This window comes from Cupriavidus respiraculi, from assembly GCF_914271545.1.
Classification (GTDB): domain Bacteria; phylum Pseudomonadota; class Gammaproteobacteria; order Burkholderiales; family Burkholderiaceae; genus Cupriavidus; species Cupriavidus respiraculi.
Genome location: NZ_CAJZAH010000006.1, coordinates 47602 through 66993, shown reverse-complemented (window position 1 = coordinate 66993; position 19392 = coordinate 47602). Strand labels below are relative to the sequence as shown.

Genomic DNA, 19392 nt, shown 5'->3' with positions numbered 1-19392 from the left:
GCGCCCACTACGCAGTCGCCCTACTTGTCGTCGACCTGCAGAATGGCCAGGAAGGCTTCCTGCGGAATCTCCACCGTGCCGACCTGCTTCATGCGCTTCTTGCCCGCCTTCTGTTTTTCCAGCAGCTTCTTCTTGCGCGAAATATCGCCGCCATAACACTTGGCCAGCACGTTCTTGCGCAGGGCCTTGACGTTCTCGCGCGCGATGATGTTCGCGCCGATCGCCGCCTGGATCGCCACGTCGTACATCTGGCGCGGAATGATCTCGCGCATCTTGGCGGCGACTTCGCGGCCGCGATACTGCGAATTGGAACGGTGCACGATCACCGACAGCGCATCGACCTTGTCGCTGTTGATGAGGATGTCCACCTTGACCACGTCGGAGGCCCGGTATTCCTTGAACTCGTAATCCATCGACGCATAGCCGCGGGATACCGACTTCAGGCGGTCGAAGAAATCGAGCACGATTTCGGCCATCGGCATTTCATAGGTCAGCTGCACCTGCTTGCCGTGGTAGCTCATATTGACCTGCGTGCCGCGCTTCTGCGTGCACAGCGTGATCACCGAGCCCACATAGTCCTGCGGCATATACAGATTGACCGTGACGATGGGCTCCAGAATCGCCTCGATCCGGCTGGGGTCCGGCATTTTCGCGGGGTTTTCCACCTGCGCCAGCGTGCCGTCGCGCATTTGCACCTGATACACCACCGTCGGCGCGGTCGTGATCAGATCCATGTCGAATTCGCGTTCCAGGCGCTCCTGCACGATTTCCATGTGCAGCAGGCCGAGGAAGCCGCAACGGAAACCGAAGCCCAGTGCCTGCGACACTTCCGGCTCGAACTGCAGCGAGGCGTCGTTGAGCTTCAGTTTCTCCAGGGATTCGCGCAACGCTTCGTACTGATTGGCCTCGACCGGATACAGGCCGGCAAACACTTGCGGCTTGACCTCCTTGAAGCCGGGCAGCGGCGCGGCGGCCTTGCGGGCGACAGTGGTAATCGTGTCGCCCACCTTCGCCACCTTCAGTTCCTTGATGCCGGCGATCACGAAGCCGACCTGGCCGGCCAACAGCGAGTCGCGCTGCAGCGCCTTCGGCGAGAACACGCCCACCTGCTCCACCAGTTGCTGGGCATCGGCGGCCATCAGCAGGATCTTGTCCTTGGCCTTGAGCGTGCCGTTCACCACGCGCACCAGCATCACGACGCCAACGTAGTTGTCGAACCACGAGTCGATGATCAGCGCCTGCAGCGGCGCGTCGGGATCGCCCTCGGGCGGCGGCACCTTGGCGATCAGCGCCTCGATGACGTCTTCCACGCCCTGGCCCGTCTTGGCGGAACAATGCGTGGCGTCATGCGCGTCGATGCCGATGACGTCCTCGATCTCCTGGATGGCGTTGTCGGGATCGGCCGACGGCAAATCGATCTTGTTGAGCACCGGCACCACTTCCACGCCGAGCTCGATGGCGGTGTAGCAGTTGGCCACCGTCTGCGCCTCGACACCCTGCGAAGCGTCCACCACCAGCAGCGCGCCTTCGCAGGCGGACAGCGAGCGGCTGACTTCGTAGCTGAAGTCCACGTGTCCGGGGGTGTCGATCAGATTCAGGTTATAGGTCTTGCCGTCGCGCGCCTTGTAGTGCAGCGCGGCGGTCTGCGCCTTGATCGTGATGCCGCGCTCCTTTTCGATATCCATCGAATCCAGAACCTGAGCCTCCATCTCGCGGTCGGAGAGTCCGCCGCAACGCTGGATGATGCGGTCGGCCAGGGTGGATTTCCCGTGGTCAATGTGGGCGATGATCGAGAAGTTACGGATATGGTCCATCTGATGGTCAGGGAGCGCCGGGGCATCGGCTCGGGACTCGCGGCGAATCCGAAGCGGCACAGCAGGTCATGAACGGGAAGGAAGCGGCGCCCCGGAGGGTGCCCGCTTCCGGCCGCAGGTCGGTGGCGCAATTTTCGCGCCAAACCGCGATTTTACCGGATTTCCAGGGGGCACCGCCGGGAAATGGCGCCGCGGGAACGGCGCACGGGAAGGTGGCCGGGAAGTGGCGGTTACCGCTTCCCGGCAGGCGTCGGTTCCGACGGGCCGCGGGTCTCAGCGGCCGGCGTTGCCGCTCGGGCGAATGGTCAGCACCTGGGTCGCATCGCCACGCCGCACGAACACCGCGGCGATACGGCTCTTGTCCAGCTTCTGCACCAGTTCGTTGAACTGGCGCGCGCCGGTGATATCGGCATCGCCCAGGCGCAGGATGACATCGCCGGGACGGATACCCGCGCGGGCAGCCGGCCCTTCCGCCGCCTCGACTTCCACGCCCGACTTGATCTTGAGCTCCTTCTGGCGCGCCTCGCTCAGGTCGCTGACGACCAGGCCCAGTGCATTCGGCTTGGCCGCGACGCCGGGATTTTCCTCGCGCGGCACGCTGCCGGCGCGGGCACGCGGCTTGCCGTCCGCTTCCAGCTCGGCCACGGTGATGGTCACCTCGCGCGTCGCGCCCTTGCGCCACAGCTGCATCGGCACTCGCACGCCCGGCTTGGTGTCGCCCACCATGCGCGGCAGGTCCGACGCGCGCTCGATATCGCGTCCATTGAACTTCAGGATGATGTCGCCCGGCTCGATGCCGGCCTTCTCGGCCGGACCGCCCGGTTCCACGCTGCCGACCAGCGCGCCGCGGGCGCGGCCCAGGCCGAGCGAGTCCGCGACCTCCTTGGTCACGTCCCCGATGGCCACCGCGATGCGGCCGCGGGTCACCTTGCCGGTCGCCTTCAGCTGGTCCGTGACCCGCAACGCGTCATGGATCGGAATGGCGAACGAGATGCCCATGTAGCCGCCGCTGCGGCTGTATATCTGCGAGTTGATGCCGATCACCTCGCCGCGCAGATTGATCAGCGGGCCGCCCGAATTGCCCGGGTTGACCGCGACGTCGGTCTGGATGAACGGCAGGTAGTCGCCGGTATCGCGCCCCTTGGCCGAGACGATGCCCGCCGTGACGCTGTTGTCCAGGCCGAAGGGCGAGCCGATGGCGAGCACCCATTCACCCGCCCGCACCTTGTCCGAGTCGCCCAGCGGCAGGCTCGGCAGATTGGTGGCCTCGACCTTGATCAGCGCGACGTCGGTGCGCTTGTCCGAGCCGATCAGCTTGGCCTTGAATTCCCGCTTGTCGGGAAGCGTGACGTAGATGGTCTCGGCGTCCGCCACCACGTGCGCGTTGGTCATCACGTAGCCATCCTGGCTGATGATGAAGCCCGAGCCCACGCCCCGGCTTTGCTCCTCGCCCTGCGGCGGCTGGCCGCGGCGTCCCGGCGGCGTCGGCGCGCCGGGCATCGGCACGCCGAAGAAGCGGCGGAAGAACTCGGCCATTTCCTCTTCTTCCGTGCTCGGCGCACCGCGCGGCTTGACGCGTTCGGTCGTGCGGATGTTGACCACCGCCGGGCCGGCCTTGTCGACCAGGTCGGTGAAGTCCGGCAGGTTGTAGTGGGAAGCCGTGGCCTGCGCATGACTTTGCTCCGCCACGAAAGGGGTGGCCGCCAGAATGGCGGCCATGACCATGGTCCTGACCAAGGCAGGATAGCGAGACGGCATTATCGGCTCCCGGTGTTCGGCGAATCAGAAATGTATATGTGTGGGCGCGTCGCGGAAGGCGCAAACGGCGGTGAGCCGGCGCGCCCGGCCGCCTGCGGATCGGGGTGGCGCCCCGCTGGCGGCCGCGCCGTCGCACGCCGCGCCGGGCATGTCGCCACCACGGCCCGGACCCTGTAGCTTAACGCGGCTTGGGCGAGCGGTAATCGACCGCCGCGGCGAATTGCTTGACCGTGCTGGCGGGCACCTCGCCGACGACCGTGATCCAGAAATCTGCCACCCTGCGCACGACGACCTGCGTCGCGCCCATCGACGCAACGCCCTCGCGGCGCACGCGCTGGTCGGATACCGGCTCGATAAACACCGACAGCCCGGTCAGACCATCGCTGTACACGACTTGCAGGACCTCGAAGACCTGACCCTTCTTGCCCGCATCCTGGGGCGCACGCACTTCGCCCAGCGGCCGCCGCACCTCGCGGATCTTGTGGAAGCCCTTGACGGGAACCGCGATGGACCAGCCCTCGTCGATCACGTTGGTCGGCTGGTAGGTGATCTCGTAGTGATTCCACCCGCTGGCATTCTTGATCGCACCGAGAATCTTCTGCTTCTCGGAAGGCACGCCGATCTCGATCTGCGAAAACGCGACCTGCTCCAGCACCTTGCCGCCCTCGCCCACGGTCTGCGCGCGCATCAGCAGGCCGCTATTCTTCTCGGCCCACAGGCGCACCGCGTAGCGCGAAGCGTCGTGCGGCTCGAGCGCGAACACTTCGCACTCCATTCCCGCCACCCGCTCGGACGGCAGCTTGCGCATGTCGTACAACTCGAGCACATCGCTCTTGTTGGTCGCCAGCAGGGCCGGAAAACGATCCTTCGCGTCCTGCTTCTCGACGACCACGAGCTTGGCCTCGGGAATCAGGCTGTGCACGATATCGTTCTGGCGCAGCACCTCGCGCGGCTTGCCGTCGAGTGTTTCGAGCCGTTCGTACTCGTTGTTGACGAGATCGCTGTAGTGCTGGATGCGCGAGGCATGCATGACGCTGCCACGCTGATAGATCAGTGTCCCGACATAGTTCTCGCGTTGGGCGGCACGGTGAATCTTGTTCAGCCACGCTGCGGCATCCCGGCGAGCGAGCGTATTGTCCGGCGTCTGCGCCGTTGCAACCGCTGCCGTCAGACACAAGGCGAGAAAAAAGGACCTCCTGAGGGCCCTTATTCCGTGTGCGCCCGCTACATAGGCGGGCGACCATCCTTTTTGCATGTCCGGCATTATTCCTGCGTATTGTCCTGAGAGAAGCTGGCACTGTTGGCGACATTGCGCATCGTCGGGACGACGGCACTGTTCGGCACGGAAACGCGATGCGCGCGCAGGTATTCGTCCAGACGCGGATCGCGGATCATCGCCGCGTTGTCGGCGGCCACGGTCACCACGCCTGCCGCGGCGGGCGCCGGGGCCTGCGCCACGATGGGGGCGCCGGTGGCGGGATCGGTACCGCCTTGCATCTGCGGCACCACGACCCAGCTGACCGCTGCCACCGCCGCCGCGATGGCGGTGCCCGGCACGACGCGGCGCATCCACGAGGGCTTGAACAGCAGGCGATGGCGGCCCACCGAACGGGCTGCGGCCGGCGCGAGCAGATGCGGTTCGTTATCGAGGCATGCGGCGAAGCGCGACACGAAGGCAGTGGTCGAGCCCGCATGCAGCAGGTCTTCCGAACGGAGCGAGTCCCCAATCAGCTGGAACGAGGTCCAGCTTTCCAACCCGGCGTCGCTCTTTGCGAGCGCCACCACTGCTTCCACTTCCTGCGGCGCCAGCTCGCCGTCCATCAATGCGGAGATTTGCTCCGCTGCTTCCGTTGCATGAACCGACTGCCTTTGAGCCTGACCCATTTCCAACCCCTAGATATCTCAGTGAATTCCGACAATCCCGTCACAATCTGTCGTTTCTCGGTGCAGGAATTGGCTGCAACGCTGGCCCCACGACACTCTGACTTCCACTACCACCGCTTGCCCTCCGCCGTTCCCAGCAGGGGCCGCAATTTATCCGCAATCGCCTCGCGGGCCCGGAAAATGCGGGACCTCACCGTGCCGATCGGGCACCCCATGGCTTCGGCGATTTCCTCATAGCTGAGGCCCTCGATTTCGCGCAGGGTAATGGCGGTCCGCAATTCTTCCGGCAATGCCTCCATCGCGCGGTTGACTGTGTCCGCCACCTGACGCGTGTGAAGCATGGACTCCGGCGTATTGATATCCCTTAGTTGTTCACCATCCGCAAAAGTTTCAGCCTCCTCGGCATCGATATCGCTGGATGCTTCGGGACGTCGTCCCTGGGTGGCCAGGTAGTTTTTGGCCGTATTGACGGCGATCCGGTACAGCCAGGTGTAGAACGCGGAGTCTCCGCGGAATTGTGGCAGGGCACGATATGCCTTGATGAAGGCATCCTGCGCCACATCCTCCACTTCAGCGGGATCCCTGACCAGACGCGAGATCAACCGGATGATCTTGCGGTGGTACTTCGCCACCAACAGTTCAAACGCCCGCTTGTCGCCCTGCTGGACGCGTTCAACAAGGAGCTGGTCGGCTTCGCGTTCGCTCACGAATAGTTCACCTGCAGTGTATCTCTTGGTTTTGTTCAAACAGCAAACGTTGTATTTTACCTACGTCGCCCGCGGCGCAGTCAGCGCCCGGCACGTCGGTGCAAGCCGGCCCCTTCGGCCGGCCGCGCGCGCGGACCCGCGCGCATCGCCCGTTGCAGCGCCCTGCATTCCGTCGCCCCGCCCTCCCCCGCGACGACCGCCAACAAGCGCGGTACGCGGCGGCTTTGCGCCGACAGGGCGAGCAGCGTGACGGCCTCGCCCAGTTTCCAGCTATCCGTTACCACCGCCTCGGTGAGCGCGCCGTCAGGGCACGCAACGCGAATTCGGGTGGACGCGCGATCGCCGGGTGCCATGCCGGCAAACCGGTATCCCGCGGCGCGCCACCACGCCGGCCACTGCGATATTGCCCATGCCGCAAGCAGGGCCGATGCCGCGCACAGCAGCCATGAAGGCGAAGCCGTGAGCGGCGCATTCCACCACCGAATCCACAACAGGCAAAGAGCGGCCAGCTGGCAGGCACAGAGAGCCAGCACCGCCCACCGGGCCGGGGACCGGCCATACGCTGGCCGGCCGGGGCCGGTGTCAGACACGACGGAAGACGAGCGTGCCGTTGGTACCGCCGAAACCGAAGTTGTTCTTGACCGCCACGTCGATCTTCATCTTACGCGCCGTGTTGGCCACGTAGTCGAGGTCGCACTCCGGATCGGGGTTGACGAGGTTGATGGTCGGCGGCGATACCTGGTGATGCAGCGCCAGGACCGTGAACACGGACTCCAGTCCGCCAGCGCCGCCCAGCAGATGGCCGGTCATCGACTTGGTCGAGTTCACCACCATCTTGTAGGCATGATCGCCGAACGCCAGCTTGATCGCGTCGGTCTCGTTCTTGTCGCCCAGTGGCGTCGAGGTGCCGTGCGCGTTCAGGTACTGGACTTCGTCCGGATTGACGCCGGCGTCGCGCAGCGCGTTCACCATGCAGCGGCGCGGGCCATCGGTATTGGGAGCCGTCATGTGGAAGGCATCGCCGCTCATGCCGAAGCCCACGAGTTCCGCGTAGATGCGGGCGCCGCGGGCCTTCGCCGACTCGTATTCCTCCAGCATCATGACGCCGCCGCCCTCGCCGAGCACGAAGCCATCGCGCTCCTTGTCCCACGGGCGCGAAGCGGCCGCCGGATCCTCGTTGCGGGTCGACAGCGCGCGGGCCGCGGCGAAGCCGCCGATGCCCAGCGGGGACACGGTGGATTCGGCGCCGCCGGCCAGCATGGCGTCGGCGTCGCCGGCCTGGATCAGGCGCGCAGCCAGGCCGATGCTATGCAGCCCGGTCGTGCAGGCCGTCACGGCGGCAAGGTTGGGACCCTTCAGGCCGTGATAGATCGACAGGTGGCCCGAGATCATGTTGATGATCGAACCGGGCACGAAGAACGGCGAGATGCGACGCGGGCCGCGGTTGGTCAGCTCCGAATGGGTGTCCTCGATCATGGGCAGCCCACCGATGCCCGAACCGACCAGCACGCCGATGCGCTCGGCGTTCTCTTCCGTCACTTCCAGGCCGCTGTCCTTCAGCGCCTGTGTACCTGCCGCGATGCCGTAATGGATGAACGTATCCATGCGCGGCGCTTCTTTCGCCGGGATGTATTCCTCGGCGTTGAAGCCCTTCACTTCGCCGGCGAAATGCACAGCCAGGGCGGAGTGATCGAATTTGGTGATGGTGGCGATGCCGGATTGGCCGGCAACCAGATTGGCCCAGCCTTCGGCAACCGTGTTTCCGACCGGAGACACAAGGCCAAGCCCAGTGACGACGACGCGACGACGGCTCACTATGATTTCCTACGGGTGCGTGAGGCAGGACGGGTGACCGGACGCGGCCATCGTGTCGATGGAGCGCGCCCGGCCAGACCGGGCCTGCCGATCGATACCGGCGGCCCCTTCCCGTAATGCCTCTTCCAACAAACGAAAGCCACAGAAAGCAGCGACGGGCCGATCTGGCCCTCCGCCCGCCTTCTGTGGCCCGGAATCAGAAACGACAGGCTTACGCCTTGACGTGCGCGGTGGCGTAGTCGATAGCCTGCTGCACGGTCGTGATCTTTTCGGCTTCCTCATCGGGAATTTCCATGCCGAATTCATCTTCCAACGCCATCACGAGTTCGACCGTGTCGAGCGAGTCGGCACCGAGGTCGTTCACGAACGAGGATTCGTTCTTGATGTCTGCCTCGGCGACGCCAAGTTGCTCTGCCACGATCTTCTTGACGCGTTGTTCGATATTGTCCATGTAGCCCTCCAGGGAAGTTCGACAAAAAAGTGGGCGCATTTTAGCAGGTTTGATTGCCTAGATATGCTGCCTGCGGTCTTTTGCAAGAAACACGCCCGTTTGAGTTGAGAAAACCTTGTACTGCCGCATTGCGGGGCGCCGCGAGGGGCTTCCGCAATGTACTGAAACCGTCAATTCATATACATGCCGCCGTTCACATGCAGCGTGGTGCCGGTCACATAAGCGGCCTGCGGACCGGCCAGAAAGCTCACGGCGTGGGCGATGTCCTCCGGCTGGCCAAGCCGGCCGAGCGGAATCTGCGTCTTCAGTGCGGCATGCTGCTCGTCCGACAGGACCTTGGTCATATCGGTGTCGATAAAACCGGGCGCCACGCAGTTGACCGTGATGTTGCGGCTGCCGATCTCGCGGGCCAGCGCACGCGTCATGCCTTCCACGCCGGCCTTGGCGGCGGCGTAGTTCATCTGTCCCGGATTGCCGGTCGATCCGACCACCGAGGTGATATTGATGATGCGGCCGCCCCGTGCCTTCATCATGGGCCGCAGCACGGCGCGCGACAAGCGGAATACCGCGGACAGGTTGGTGTCGATGACGGCGGCCCAGTCCTCGTCCTTCATCCGCATCGCGAGTTGGTCCTGCGTGATGCCGGCATTGTTGACCAGGATGTTCAGGCCGCCATGCGTCTTGATGACTTCCTCGATCAGCGATTCGCAACGGGCCGCGTCGTTGACGTTCAGCACCGCGCCGGTGCCCTTGCACTGGGCCTCGGCAAGATAGCCGCCGATCGCCGCCGCGCCAGCCTCGCTGGTGGCGGTACCGATCACGGTGGCGCCCTGGCGGGCCAGTTCCAGCGCGATGGCGCGGCCGATGCCGCGCGACGCGCCGGTCACCAGCGCAATCTGATTTTCCAGAGTTTTGGTCATGACAGCCTTTCCTTAAGCCTTCACCAGGGCCAGCGCTTCCTGCAAGGAAGCCGGATCGTACACGGCCGCGCCGACGAGATTGCCGTCGATACGCTTGGTCAGACCCGCGAGCACCTTGCCAGGCCCGCATTCGATCACGTGCGTGACGCCTTCTGCCGCCATCTTCTGCACGCATTCCACCCAGCGCACCGGCGCCGCGGCCTGACGCACCAGCGCATCCTTGATGGCCTGCGGATCGTCGACGATGGCCACGTCGACGTTGTTGACCAGCGGAATCGACGGCGCCGCGAACGCGAGGCTTTCCATCCGCTCGCGCAGACGGTCCGAAGCCGGCTTGAGCAGGCTCGAATGGAACGGCGCGGACACCGGCAACGGCAGCGCGCGCTTGGCGCCCTTGGCCTTGGCGATTTCGCAGGCCTTCTCGACCGCGCCTTTGTGGCCGGCGATCACCACCTGCGCCGGCGCGTTGAAATTGACGGCCTCCACCACACCGCTGGCCGATGCCTCGGCACAGGCGGCGCGCACGTCCTCGTCCGACAGGCCCAGAATGGCGGCCATGCCGCCCTCGCCCACCGGCACGGCTTCCTGCATGGCCTGCGCGCGGAAGCGCACCAGCGGCACGGCCTGCGCGAACGGAATCACGCCCGCCGCCACCAGTGCCGAGTACTCGCCCAGGCTATGGCCGGCAACCAGGGCCGGTGCCGGACCGCCGGCATCGAGCCAGACGCGGTAGATCGCCACGGCGGCGGTCAGCATGACCGGCTGCGTGTTGGTGGTGAGGTTCAGTTCCTCGGCGGGGCCTTCGGCGATCAGCCGGCCCAGATCCTGCCCCAGCGCGGACGACGCTTCCTCCAGCGTCGCCTGCACGACGGGGTGATCGGCGAATGCGTTGAGCATCCCGACGGACTGCGAGCCCTGGCCGGGGAATACAAAGGAAAATTTCATGGAATCCGATCGTTACGATGACACTCGCGGCAGCCCTGCGCGGCTTGCGCGGCGGGCCGGCGCGCTTCCTACATGCGCAGCAGCACCGCGCCCCACGTGAAGCCGCCACCGACGCCTTCCATCAGCACATGATGTCCCGGACGGATGCGGCCGTCGCGCACGGCCACGTCCAATGCCAGCGGAATCGATGCCGCCGACGTATTGCCGTGCTCGTGCACGGTCGCCACCATCCGCTCGGCCGGCAGGCCAAGTTTCTTGGCGGTGCCCTGCATGATGCGGATATTGGCCTGGTGCGGAATCAGCCAGTCCACCTGGTCGGCGGTGAAATCCGCCGCCGCCAGCGCTTCGCGCGCTACCTTGTCCAGCACGCCCACCGCCAGCTTGAACACGGCCTGGCCGTCCATGTGCAGGAAGGCGTTGCCGGTGATATTGCCGCCGGCCACATTGCCCGGAACGCACAGGATATCGACATGGCTGCCGTCGGCATGCATGGCGGACGAGAGGATACCCGGCTCGTCGGACGCCGTCAGCACCACGGCGCCGGCCCCATCGCCGAACAGCACGCAGGTGGTACGGTCATTGAAGTCCAGGATACGCGAGAACACCTCGGCGCCGATCACCAGCACGTTGCGGTGCGAACCGCTGCGGATGAACTTGTCCGCGGTGGCCAGCGCGTACGCGAAGCCGGAACAGACGGCCTGCAGGTCGAACGCCGCGCAGTGGTTGGTGATGCCAAGCTTTTGCTGGACGAGGCAGGCCGAGCTCGGGAAGACGTAGTCGGGGGTCGAGGTGGCGACGATGATCAGGTCGATGGTCTGGCGGTCGATGCCGGCCGCCTCGATGGCGCGCTCGGCGGCCTTGACGGCCAGATCGCTGCTGGTCACATCGGCGTCGGCCCAATGCCGTGCCGAGATGCCGCTGCGCGTGAAGATCCATTCGTCGCTGGTCTCGATGCCCTTCTCGGCCAGTTGCGCCGCCAATTCCTGATTGGTGACGCGCCGCGGAGGCAGATAGCTCCCCGTGCCGATGATTTTTGCGTAGCTTGTCATGTAGTGTCGGATCGTGATGCCGGCCTCGTGGCGCGAAGGCGCTACGCCGGGATCAGGCAGTGGAGCGGTCTCGGGCTGTCTCGGGTCTCGGATGCGGTCTCTGGCGACGTCTGTTGCGCGTCTCTACGGCGTCTCAGGCGACATGCACACTGGGATGCGCGTCCGGCGCGTCCGGGTCCGGACCGCCGGGCGGCGTGCCGGCCGTGCCCGATTTATTGGCGAAGGCCTGTGTGATACGGGCGATTACGCCATTCCTGGCCGCATCATACCCGCGTTTGATCGCCCACTCAAAAGAGTGGGCATCCGCGGAACCGTGGCTCTTGATGACCAGCCCGCGCAGGCCCAGCAGCGATGCGCCGTTGTACCGGGCCGGATCCAGCCGGGTGGCAAGCCGGCGCAGCACCGGCATGGCGATGCCGGCCAGCAGCTTGGTGAACCACGAGCGCGTGAATTCTTCCTTGATCATGCTGCCGATCATCTTGGCCAGGCCCTCGGTGCTCTTGAGCGCCACGTTGCCGACGAAGCCGTCGCAGACCACGATGTCGGTGGTGCCCTTGAAGATGTCGTTGCCCTCGACGTTGCCGTAGAAGTTCAGCTCCGAGGCGCGCAACAGTTCGCCCGCGCGCTTGACGACCTCGTTGCCCTTGATGACTTCCTCGCCGATATTGAGCAGCCCCACCGTGGGATGCTCCTTGTGGTCGACCACGGCGACCATGGCTTCCGCCATCCGGGCGAACTGCAGCAGATGCTCGGGCTCGCAGTCCGCGTTCGCGCCCAGGTCCAGCACCGTGGTGCCCCAGCCCTGCTCGTTCGGAATGGTCGTGGCGATGGCCGGACGCTCGATGCCTTCCAGCGTCTTGAGCACGTAGCGCGATACCGCCATCAGCGCGCCGGTATTGCCGGCGGAGATGCAGGCATCGGCATGCCCTTCCTTGACCTGGTTCACGGCCACGCGCATCGAGGAATCCTTCTTCCTGCGCAGCGCGACCTCGACCGGATCGTCCATCGTGATGACTTCGCTCGCCGCCACCACGCGGATACGGGGATGGTTCACCGCGTGATGTGTCTTGAGCTGGCGTGCGATATCGTCGGGACGGCCCACGAGCACGACTTCCGCGTCCTCGTGAGCGGAAAGAAAACTGATCGCCGCCGGCACCGTCACGGATACGCCGTGATCGCCGCCCATGCAGTCGATAGCAAGTTTTATCGTCATTGTTTCCTGATACAGAGGCACGGATCGGCGGCAGACCAGGCCCGCCCGGCCAGCGCCAGACCGATTGCGGAAGACACACGCCACATCGTCTTCAAGCGCCCAACAAAAAAGCGGCAACGAGTTTGCCGCTTTTTTGTGTGTTCCACCAACGTGCGCGAGCGGGACGCAAGGTCACGCCAAGCGGTCTGTCAGTCGTTCTTGGTCTTGATGACCTTGCGACCACGGTAGTAGCCGTTCGGGCTGACGTGGTGACGCAGATGCGTTTCGCCGGTGGTCGGCTCGACGGCCAGCGGTGCGACCGACAGATGATCGTGGGAACGGTGCATGCCGCGCTTGGACGGCGACTTCTTGTTCTGTTGAACAGCCATGATGACTCCTTCGAGAATTTTCGGATATTAACACACGCATCCCGCACGAGGCGTAGCCGGGCCCGGCCGGATGCTTATCTGGGTACTACAGGAAGCGATGCCCCGCGCCGCCCTGCGGCTTCAGTGCTTCTGCTTCAGACTGGCCAGCGCCGCAAAGGGCGACGGCCGTTTTTCTTCTTCCGGTTCTTCCGGTTCCACCTGCCCGTCCGCACCCGTCACGAGGCTTTCGTGCACCGACGGACAGACTTCATGCTTGGGCGCCACCGGCAGCGACAGCAGGATTTCATCCTCGATCAGTTCCACGAGGTCGAACTGCTTGGAACCGGCGATCACGTCGACTTCGTCGTCGTCCATCGGCGCCGCATCGGCTTCGGCCTCGCTGCCCACCACCTCGAAACGCATCGACGTGGAGACCGGCTGCGCGTACACCTGCAGGCAACGCTGGCAATCGAGCCATACCTGGCCGGTCACGGCCAGTTCGATATACGAGCGCTGGCGCACCGGCGCACCGGGCGCGCTTGCCTCGTTGCTGACGAAGCCGGACACCCGGTAGCTGAACGCTTCCGCCGCCGCCGTTGCTGGCGCTTCGGCCGAGGTCTCGGCTATGATGCGCGGCAGTTCCCGCACCGCGATCTCGCCCGCCAGGGAAGCCCCGTTACGGCAAAACGCGAAGACGTCGAACGCTCGCAGGTCAATCGGCTGGGTCTGCTGGGTCATGGCGATGAAGGTACCGCTTCGCTGCCCGCCGCCATGCCTGGCGTTTCCGTCGCTGTCGCCGCGGCGATGAAAACCCGAGCGGCGCGACAGACCAGGAAGTGACTGACACGTTGCAACAGCAACGGCACCACAATTGGCTGGGCGGCAAAACGCGAGATTATACGTGGTTTTCCGCGCCGCGGTCAAAATTCAATCAACGGAATCGCCCCGTATTCCTCTTTCTGTTCAATCACTTATGTCGTCAGCGCAGTCGTCCGTGCCCCGCCCGCCCCTGGTGCTGGGCTCCAGTTCCCGCTATCGCCGCGAATTGCTGGAGCGCCTGCGGATTCCGTTCGAGGTCGCCTCGCCCGATATCGACGAAACGCCGCTCGCCGGCGAGGCCCCGCACGAGACCGCCCTGCGGCTGTCCCGCCGCAAGGCGGAGGCCATCGCCGCGCGCCATCCTGGCGCCCTGGTGATCGGTTCGGACCAGGTCGCGACGCTGGACGGCGCGCAGATCGGCAAGCCGGGATCTCACGACCGGGCGCTGGCCCAGTTGCGGCTGATGCGCGGGCGCACGGTGATTTTCCACTCCGCCCTGTGCCTGCTCGACAGCCGCGATGGCCGGGCACATACCGCCGACGTGCAGACCCGCGTCACCTTCCGCGAGCTGCCGGATAGCGAACTGCAGGCGTATCTGCATGCGGAGCACCCCTACGACGTGGCCGGCAGCGCCAAGTCCGAGGGGCTGGGCATCGCGCTGCTGTCGCGCGTGGAGTCGGACGACCCCACCGCGCTGGTGGGACTGCCGCTGATCGCGCTGACCACCATGCTGCGCCAGGCGGGATATCCGCTGTACGCGTCGTGACCGGCCGGAGAGACGCATGAGCGGCACCCTGTACCTGATCCCCAATACCCTCGGCAAGCGCGACGAAGCCGACCCGCTGGCCGATGTCATCCCCGCCGGCGTGCAGCAGGTCATCTCCCGCCTGGACTATTTCGTCGCCGAGAACGCCAAGACGGCGCGCGCCTTCCTGAAGAAGAGCGGCGAGACGTGCCCGCACGATCGCGCGATCCAGCAGATCGAGATCCGCGAGCTGAACGTGAACACCCCGGACGAGGCGCTGCGCGCGCTGCTCGAACCGACGCTGGCCGGGCGCGATACCGGGCTGCTGTCCGAAGCGGGCGTGCCCGCCGTGGCCGATCCGGGCGCCAACCTCGTGCGGCTGGCGCATGCCAGCGGCGTGCGGGTGCGGCCGCTGGTCGGCCCCAGTTCCATCCTGCTGGCGGTGATGGGCTCCGGCCTGAACGGCCAGAGCTTCGCTTTCAACGGCTATCTGCCCGTGGACGCCGGCGAGCGGGCGCAACGGCTGCGCGAACTGGAGCAGCTGTCGCGGCGGGCCCGGCAAACCCAGGTCTTTATCGAGACGCCGTACCGCAACGACGCGCTGCTCGAAGCCATGCGCCAGCACTGCGCGGGCACGACACTGCTGTCCGTGGCGGTGGACCTGACGCTGCCGAGCGAGACGATCGTCACGCGACCGTTGTCGGCCTGGCAACCCGGCCAGCTTGCATTGCACAAGCGGCCGGCGATCTTCTCGCTGCTCGCCGGCTGAAGCGCAAAAGCAAAAGGGGCGGTCCGACCGCCCCTTTCCTGTCACCACCGGACCGCTCAGCGCACCGGCTGCATCCGGCCGCTCCATAGCATGGTTTTCATCGCCGCCGTGCCGACCGCCGCGCCGAAGCGCTTGGCCACCCGTTCCGCGATATTTTCCTTGACCGTGTAGTCGACGATTTCCTCGGCCTTGAACAGATCCCGCGCCACGTAGTCGGCGCTTCCCAGCCCGTCCGCAAGACCCAGTTCGACGCTGCGCTCGCCCGACCAGAACAGGCCGGAGAACAGCTCGGGATCGTCCTTGAGCCGGTCGCCGCGGCCCTCCTTGACCACCGCGATGAACTGCTGGTGGATCTCGTTGAGCATGGTTTCGGCGAACTGCTTCTGCTGCGGCGACTGCGGCGAGAACGGGTCCAGCATGCCCTTGTTGGCGCCGGCGGTGTACAGCCGGCGCTCGACGCCCAGCTTGTCCATCAGGCCGGTGAAGCCGAAGCCGTCCATCAGCACGCCGATGGAGCCGACGATGCTGGCCTTGTCCACGAAGATCTTCTCCGCCGCGGCCGCCACGTAATAGCCGCCGGACGCGCAGATTTCCTCGACCACCACGTAGAGCGGCTTGTTCGGGTACTGCTCGCGCAGCCGCTGGATCTCGTCGTTGATGATGCCCGCCTGCACCGGAGAGCCGCCCGGCGAATTGATCTTCAGGATCACGCCGGCCGCGTTCGCATCGGCGAAGGCCGCCTGCAGCGAGGCGTTGATGGCTTCGGCGCTGGCCGGCGTACCGGCCGCGATCTCGCCGTCGAGCGTGACCATGGCGGTATGGCGACCGCCCGCGGTCATGGCGCCGTCGGTCTTCAGGTCGAACAACGTGAAGAACACCAGCAGCAGCAGCGCCACGGTGCCCAGCCGGAAAAAGATGCGCCAGCGGCGCGCCGCACGCTGCTCGCGCAGCGTGGCCATCAGCACCTTCTCCAGCACGTCGCGTTCCCAGCCGGGGCCGGTCTTGACCGGCCGGCCGCCTTCGCCCCGCAGCCACGACTTGCGCTCGCGCGTCTCACGCCGTTCCGCCGCCTCGGCGTCCCGCATTTCGTCCTCGAGGGGATAGTCGGACCGGCTGGCCGTTTCCAGGCGCTCGTTGTCGGCCGCCGGAGCCGACTCGCGCGGCGGCGTGGCACCGGCCGCGGCGTCTTCGCGACCCGGTTCATCGAAAGGCGGTTTGTGCTGATCTGTCATGCAATTGGCTCGTCAGGTTCGGCTCGTCAGGTTCGGTCCGTGGGTTCTTGCTCATCGACGCGACGTCTACGCGCCGGGCGCAGCGCGGTGCGCAGGTCAATCCGGTGGGGCGTCGTAGGGAGACTCGGGCAGCCAGTACACCTGGCCCTCCCGTTCTTCGATGCGCAGCTTGGAGAGCGAGGCGCCGCGGCAAGGGCCGCCAACGCACAGTCCGCTGTCCGGCGCATAGACCGCGCCATGTGTGGCGCACATCAAGTATAGGCCCGAGGACTCGAAGAACTGCCCCTCCTGCCAGTCCAGTTCCATCGGCACATGGGCGCACTGGTTCAGATAGCCGTGTACCACACCCTCGTAGCGGACCACGAAGGCGCCCACGGCGCGCCCGCCCACCTGCACCGTGAAGCGCACGCCGGCACCGCCGTCCGCCAGCTCGTCGGCCGCGCACAGGCGCCGTGCCTCCGGCGTCGGCGTCACCATGGGCTCAGGCATGCGTCAGCAACCAGTCCGACAGATCGGCGATGGACTTCGCGCAATGCACCGGTTCCATGGCCCGCAGCGAGTCGGCCGGATGGGCGCCGTAGCACACGCCGATCCCGGCCGCGCCGGCATTGACCGCCATCTGGAGATCGTGGGTGGTGTCGCCGACCATCACCGTTCTGCCCATGTCCTGCCCCAGCTCGCGCGTCAGTTCCTGCAGCATGGCCGGGTGCGGCTTGGAGAACGTCTCGTCGGCGCAGCGGGTGGCGTCGAACAGTGTGGTCAGGCCGGTGGCCGCCATCGCGCGCTGCAGGCCGACGCGGGTCTTGCCGGTTGCCACGCCCAGGAAATAGTGCTCGGCATGCAAGGCTTCGAGCATCTCGCGCACGCCAGGAAACAGCACCAGTTCGGCGTCGCGGGTCAGAAAGTGATAGCGGTAGCGCTCGGCCAGGCGCGGATAGTCGGCCGGGTCCAGCGTCGGCACGGCATACGACAGGGCATCCTTCAGGCCGAGGCCGATCACGTGGCTGGCCGCACTGTCGTCGGGGACCGGCAGGCCGAGGTCCTTGCTGGCGAGCTGTATACATTTGGCGATCGTCGGGGTGGAGTCCATCAGGGTCCCGTCCCAGTCGAAGACGATCAAGTCGAAGCGTTGCCTGGCCATTAGATTCCTCGTTGGCGCCCATCGGCGCCGGGTTGATGCTTGGGATGCCGCCTTGCCGCGCGGCCTAGCCGGCGCCGCCCGGTTGCCTCAATTGTTGCAGAAAGGCCTCGCACTCCCCGGGCATGGGCGCCGACACGGTCATTGCTTCTCCGCTGGCCGGATGCTGGAAGCTCAGCCGGTGCGCGTGCAGGAACATCCGCTTCAGGCCTGGCACCGCGCCACTGCGCGCCAGCGTCTTGTTCAGCCCGAAATCGCCGTATTTGTCGTCGCCCACGATCGGGAAGCCCAGATGCGACAGGTGCACGCGGATCTGGTGCGTCCGGCCGGTCTTGAGCTCCGCTTCGACCAGCGTGAATCCGCTGAAAATCCCGATGCGGTTGAAGACCGTATGCGACGCCAGCCCGTCCTCCTGGACCCGCACCCGCCGCTCGCCGTCCGCGGTGCTGTATTTGAACAGCGGAAAACGCGCATGCTGCCGCGCGTTGGGCATTTCCCCCGCCACGCACGCGTAATAACGCTTGTCCATCGTATTGCCGCGAATCTGCTCGTGCAGCCCGACCAGCGCCGAGCGCTTCTTGGCCAGCATCAGGATGCCCGACGTTTCCCGATCCAGCCGATGCACCAGTTCCAGAAACTTCGCCTCCGGCCGGGCCTGCCGCAATTGCTCGATCACCCCGAAGGCTACCCCGGAGCCGCCATGCACGGCGATGCCGGCCGGCTTGTCGATGACCAGCATGTGTGCGTCTTCGAACAGAACGGGAAATGATGCAGGCGGCACATACTGTGACGATTCCGCGGCCGCGACCCGCATCGGGGGAATCCGGACCACGTCGCCGGCCTTGAGCCGGTAGGTGGCGTCGACCCGGCCTTTGTTTACCCGCACCTCGCCGGAACGCAGGATCCGGTAGACGTGGCTCTTGGGCACGCCTTTGGCGACTTTCAGCAGATAGTTGTCGATGCGCTGGCCGTCGGCTTCGTCCCCGATCGTCACATACGCCACCTGGGGACCGCTTTGCGCGGATCGCACCTCTTTTTCAATTCGATGGCGTAACTCATTCATTTTCAATATAATTTCCGCGCAGCTCCGGCCAAAGCCGGCAGCGCAATCCCGTGTAAGCGAACCGTGTAAGCGAATCGCCGTATTTTACACTTCGGGTCACCGCCAACCCGGCCCGCCTCCCGTTTCTTTGCGTACCCCGCGAGCGCCAGGCAGGCAAATGGCAGTAATAAGCAGCACGCACGGTATCGCTTTCGCGCAGGAAGCCGCCCAAAGGCGACTTCGGCAACGGAATCGGTGACGTGGGAGCAGAGTGTTCAGGTAGAACAGAATTTGAAAGCGAATGCGCGGGGCCTGGCCCACGGGCATTCGCTTCGGTGAGAGAAGTCCCGCCCGCATCGGTAACCGGTGCCGGCCGGCGAGCGTGCATTCCGACCGACTGATTTGATACCGGCGCCCGGTCGCAGAACTCCAAGAAGTAGCAGGTGCGCCTGCCGGAGACTGTCGCTTCAGTCCACACGTCGCGAAAGCCGTATAGCCGTGTCCGACAATTTGCTCTTTGACGCGTCTTGGCCTTCCGCGGCCGGTCGCGGCGCATCGTGGCCCCGTAGCCGGGCCGCTCTTCCTGCGCTGGTACGGCGTCTGTCCACGATGACGATCGCTGCCCACCAGCCGGTCCGCGCCGCAGCCGATCTACCGGACACGCCACCGAGCCGCGGCCATCGAGCCGTGGCTGGCGTTCTCTCCGGTTCGCGGATGGCGCGGTTGACGCGCTAGTCTCTCTTT

20 protein-coding genes are annotated in these 19392 nt (G+C 65.6%); 2 read left to right on the top strand and 18 right to left on the bottom strand.

Features of this window, described 5'->3' with window-relative positions; all coding sequences use genetic code 11:
* Window positions 1-20 precede the first annotated feature (20 nt).
* From lepA to LDO27_RS21340, 14 genes are all read right to left on the bottom strand, one after another.
* Complete coding sequence (lepA, locus tag LDO27_RS21405; RefSeq protein WP_224043900.1) at window positions 21-1814, bottom strand: translation elongation factor 4; 1794 nt, start codon at window positions 1812-1814, stop codon at window positions 21-23.
* A 273-nt stretch (window positions 1815-2087) separates the two neighbouring features.
* Window positions 2088-3572, bottom strand: a complete 1485-nt coding sequence (locus LDO27_RS21400; RefSeq protein ID WP_222204086.1) for a DegQ family serine endoprotease — start codon at window positions 3570-3572, stop codon at window positions 2088-2090.
* Window positions 3573-3750: 178 nt separating this feature from the next.
* Window positions 3751-4827 (bottom strand): MucB/RseB C-terminal domain-containing protein, encoded by a 1077-nt coding sequence (locus LDO27_RS21395; protein ID WP_222204088.1) that lies wholly within the window; start codon window positions 4825-4827, stop codon window positions 3751-3753.
* A gap of 8 nt (window positions 4828-4835) precedes the next feature.
* Window positions 4836-5456: a sigma-E factor negative regulatory protein gene (locus tag LDO27_RS21390; protein ID WP_222204091.1), complete on the bottom strand. Its 621-nt coding sequence runs from the start codon at window positions 5454-5456 to the stop codon at window positions 4836-4838.
* A gap of 107 nt (window positions 5457-5563) precedes the next feature.
* Window positions 5564-6163 (bottom strand): RNA polymerase sigma factor RpoE, encoded by a 600-nt coding sequence (gene rpoE, locus LDO27_RS21385; RefSeq protein ID WP_222204093.1) that lies wholly within the window; start codon window positions 6161-6163, stop codon window positions 5564-5566.
* A gap of 80 nt (window positions 6164-6243) precedes the next feature.
* The gene (locus LDO27_RS21380) at window positions 6244-6516 is read right to left on the bottom strand and encodes a hypothetical protein (RefSeq protein WP_222204095.1); all 273 of its coding nucleotides are present in this window, start codon (window positions 6514-6516) and stop codon (window positions 6244-6246) included.
* 229 nt (window positions 6517-6745) lie between these two features.
* The gene (fabF, locus tag LDO27_RS21375; RefSeq protein WP_224043893.1) at window positions 6746-7978 is read right to left on the bottom strand and encodes a beta-ketoacyl-ACP synthase II; all 1233 of its coding nucleotides are present in this window, start codon (window positions 7976-7978) and stop codon (window positions 6746-6748) included.
* A 211-nt stretch (window positions 7979-8189) separates the two neighbouring features.
* Window positions 8190-8429 carry an acyl carrier protein gene (acpP, locus tag LDO27_RS21370; protein WP_008644813.1) on the bottom strand — a complete coding sequence of 80 codons (240 nt, stop codon included), beginning with the start codon at window positions 8427-8429 and terminating at the stop codon, window positions 8190-8192.
* Window positions 8430-8599: 170 nt separating this feature from the next.
* Complete coding sequence (gene fabG / locus LDO27_RS21365; RefSeq protein WP_224043891.1) at window positions 8600-9349, bottom strand: 3-oxoacyl-ACP reductase FabG; 750 nt, start codon at window positions 9347-9349, stop codon at window positions 8600-8602.
* Window positions 9350-9361: 12 nt separating this feature from the next.
* On the bottom strand, window positions 9362-10294 hold the full coding sequence (gene fabD, locus LDO27_RS21360; protein ID WP_222204100.1) for an ACP S-malonyltransferase: 933 nt from the start codon (window positions 10292-10294) through the stop codon (window positions 9362-9364).
* A gap of 68 nt (window positions 10295-10362) precedes the next feature.
* Window positions 10363-11343 carry a beta-ketoacyl-ACP synthase III gene (locus LDO27_RS21355; RefSeq protein WP_222204102.1) on the bottom strand — a complete coding sequence of 327 codons (981 nt, stop codon included), beginning with the start codon at window positions 11341-11343 and terminating at the stop codon, window positions 10363-10365.
* A 133-nt stretch (window positions 11344-11476) separates the two neighbouring features.
* Window positions 11477-12556 (bottom strand): phosphate acyltransferase PlsX, encoded by a 1080-nt coding sequence (gene plsX, locus LDO27_RS21350; protein WP_222204103.1) that lies wholly within the window; start codon window positions 12554-12556, stop codon window positions 11477-11479.
* A gap of 188 nt (window positions 12557-12744) precedes the next feature.
* Window positions 12745-12924: a 50S ribosomal protein L32 gene (gene rpmF / locus LDO27_RS21345; protein ID WP_008644820.1), complete on the bottom strand. Its 180-nt coding sequence runs from the start codon at window positions 12922-12924 to the stop codon at window positions 12745-12747.
* 120 nt (window positions 12925-13044) lie between these two features.
* A complete protein-coding gene (locus LDO27_RS21340; protein WP_224043889.1) occupies window positions 13045-13641 on the bottom strand; it encodes a DUF177 domain-containing protein in 597 nt (198 codons plus the stop codon).
* A gap of 235 nt (window positions 13642-13876) precedes the next feature.
* Here LDO27_RS21340 and LDO27_RS21335 point away from each other — a divergent pair, with 235 nt between their 5' ends.
* Together LDO27_RS21335 and LDO27_RS21330 are read left to right on the top strand one after the other, a co-directional pair.
* Window positions 13877-14488: a Maf-like protein gene (locus tag LDO27_RS21335; protein ID WP_224043887.1), complete on the top strand. Its 612-nt coding sequence runs from the start codon at window positions 13877-13879 to the stop codon at window positions 14486-14488.
* Window positions 14489-14504: 16 nt separating this feature from the next.
* Window positions 14505-15236, top strand: coding sequence for an SAM-dependent methyltransferase (locus LDO27_RS21330; RefSeq protein WP_224043885.1), 732 nt, complete (start codon window positions 14505-14507; stop codon window positions 15234-15236).
* Between the two features lie 56 nt (window positions 15237-15292).
* Here the strand turns inward: LDO27_RS21330 and LDO27_RS21325 are convergent, their stop codons facing one another.
* From LDO27_RS21325 to LDO27_RS21310, 4 genes are all read right to left on the bottom strand, one after another.
* On the bottom strand, window positions 15293-16468 hold the full coding sequence (locus tag LDO27_RS21325) for a S49 family peptidase (protein WP_224043884.1): 1176 nt from the start codon (window positions 16466-16468) through the stop codon (window positions 15293-15295).
* Window positions 16469-16564: 96 nt separating this feature from the next.
* Window positions 16565-16957, bottom strand: a complete 393-nt coding sequence (locus LDO27_RS21320) for a Rieske (2Fe-2S) protein (protein ID WP_224043881.1) — start codon at window positions 16955-16957, stop codon at window positions 16565-16567.
* Window positions 16950-17609, bottom strand: coding sequence for an HAD-IA family hydrolase (locus tag LDO27_RS21315; RefSeq protein ID WP_224043880.1), 660 nt, complete (start codon window positions 17607-17609; stop codon window positions 16950-16952). The genes LDO27_RS21320 and LDO27_RS21315 overlap by 8 nt, the downstream gene beginning before the upstream one ends.
* A gap of 64 nt (window positions 17610-17673) precedes the next feature.
* A complete protein-coding gene (locus LDO27_RS21310; RefSeq protein ID WP_222204121.1) occupies window positions 17674-18669 on the bottom strand; it encodes an RluA family pseudouridine synthase in 996 nt (331 codons plus the stop codon).
* Window positions 18670-19392: the final 723 nt, after the last annotated feature.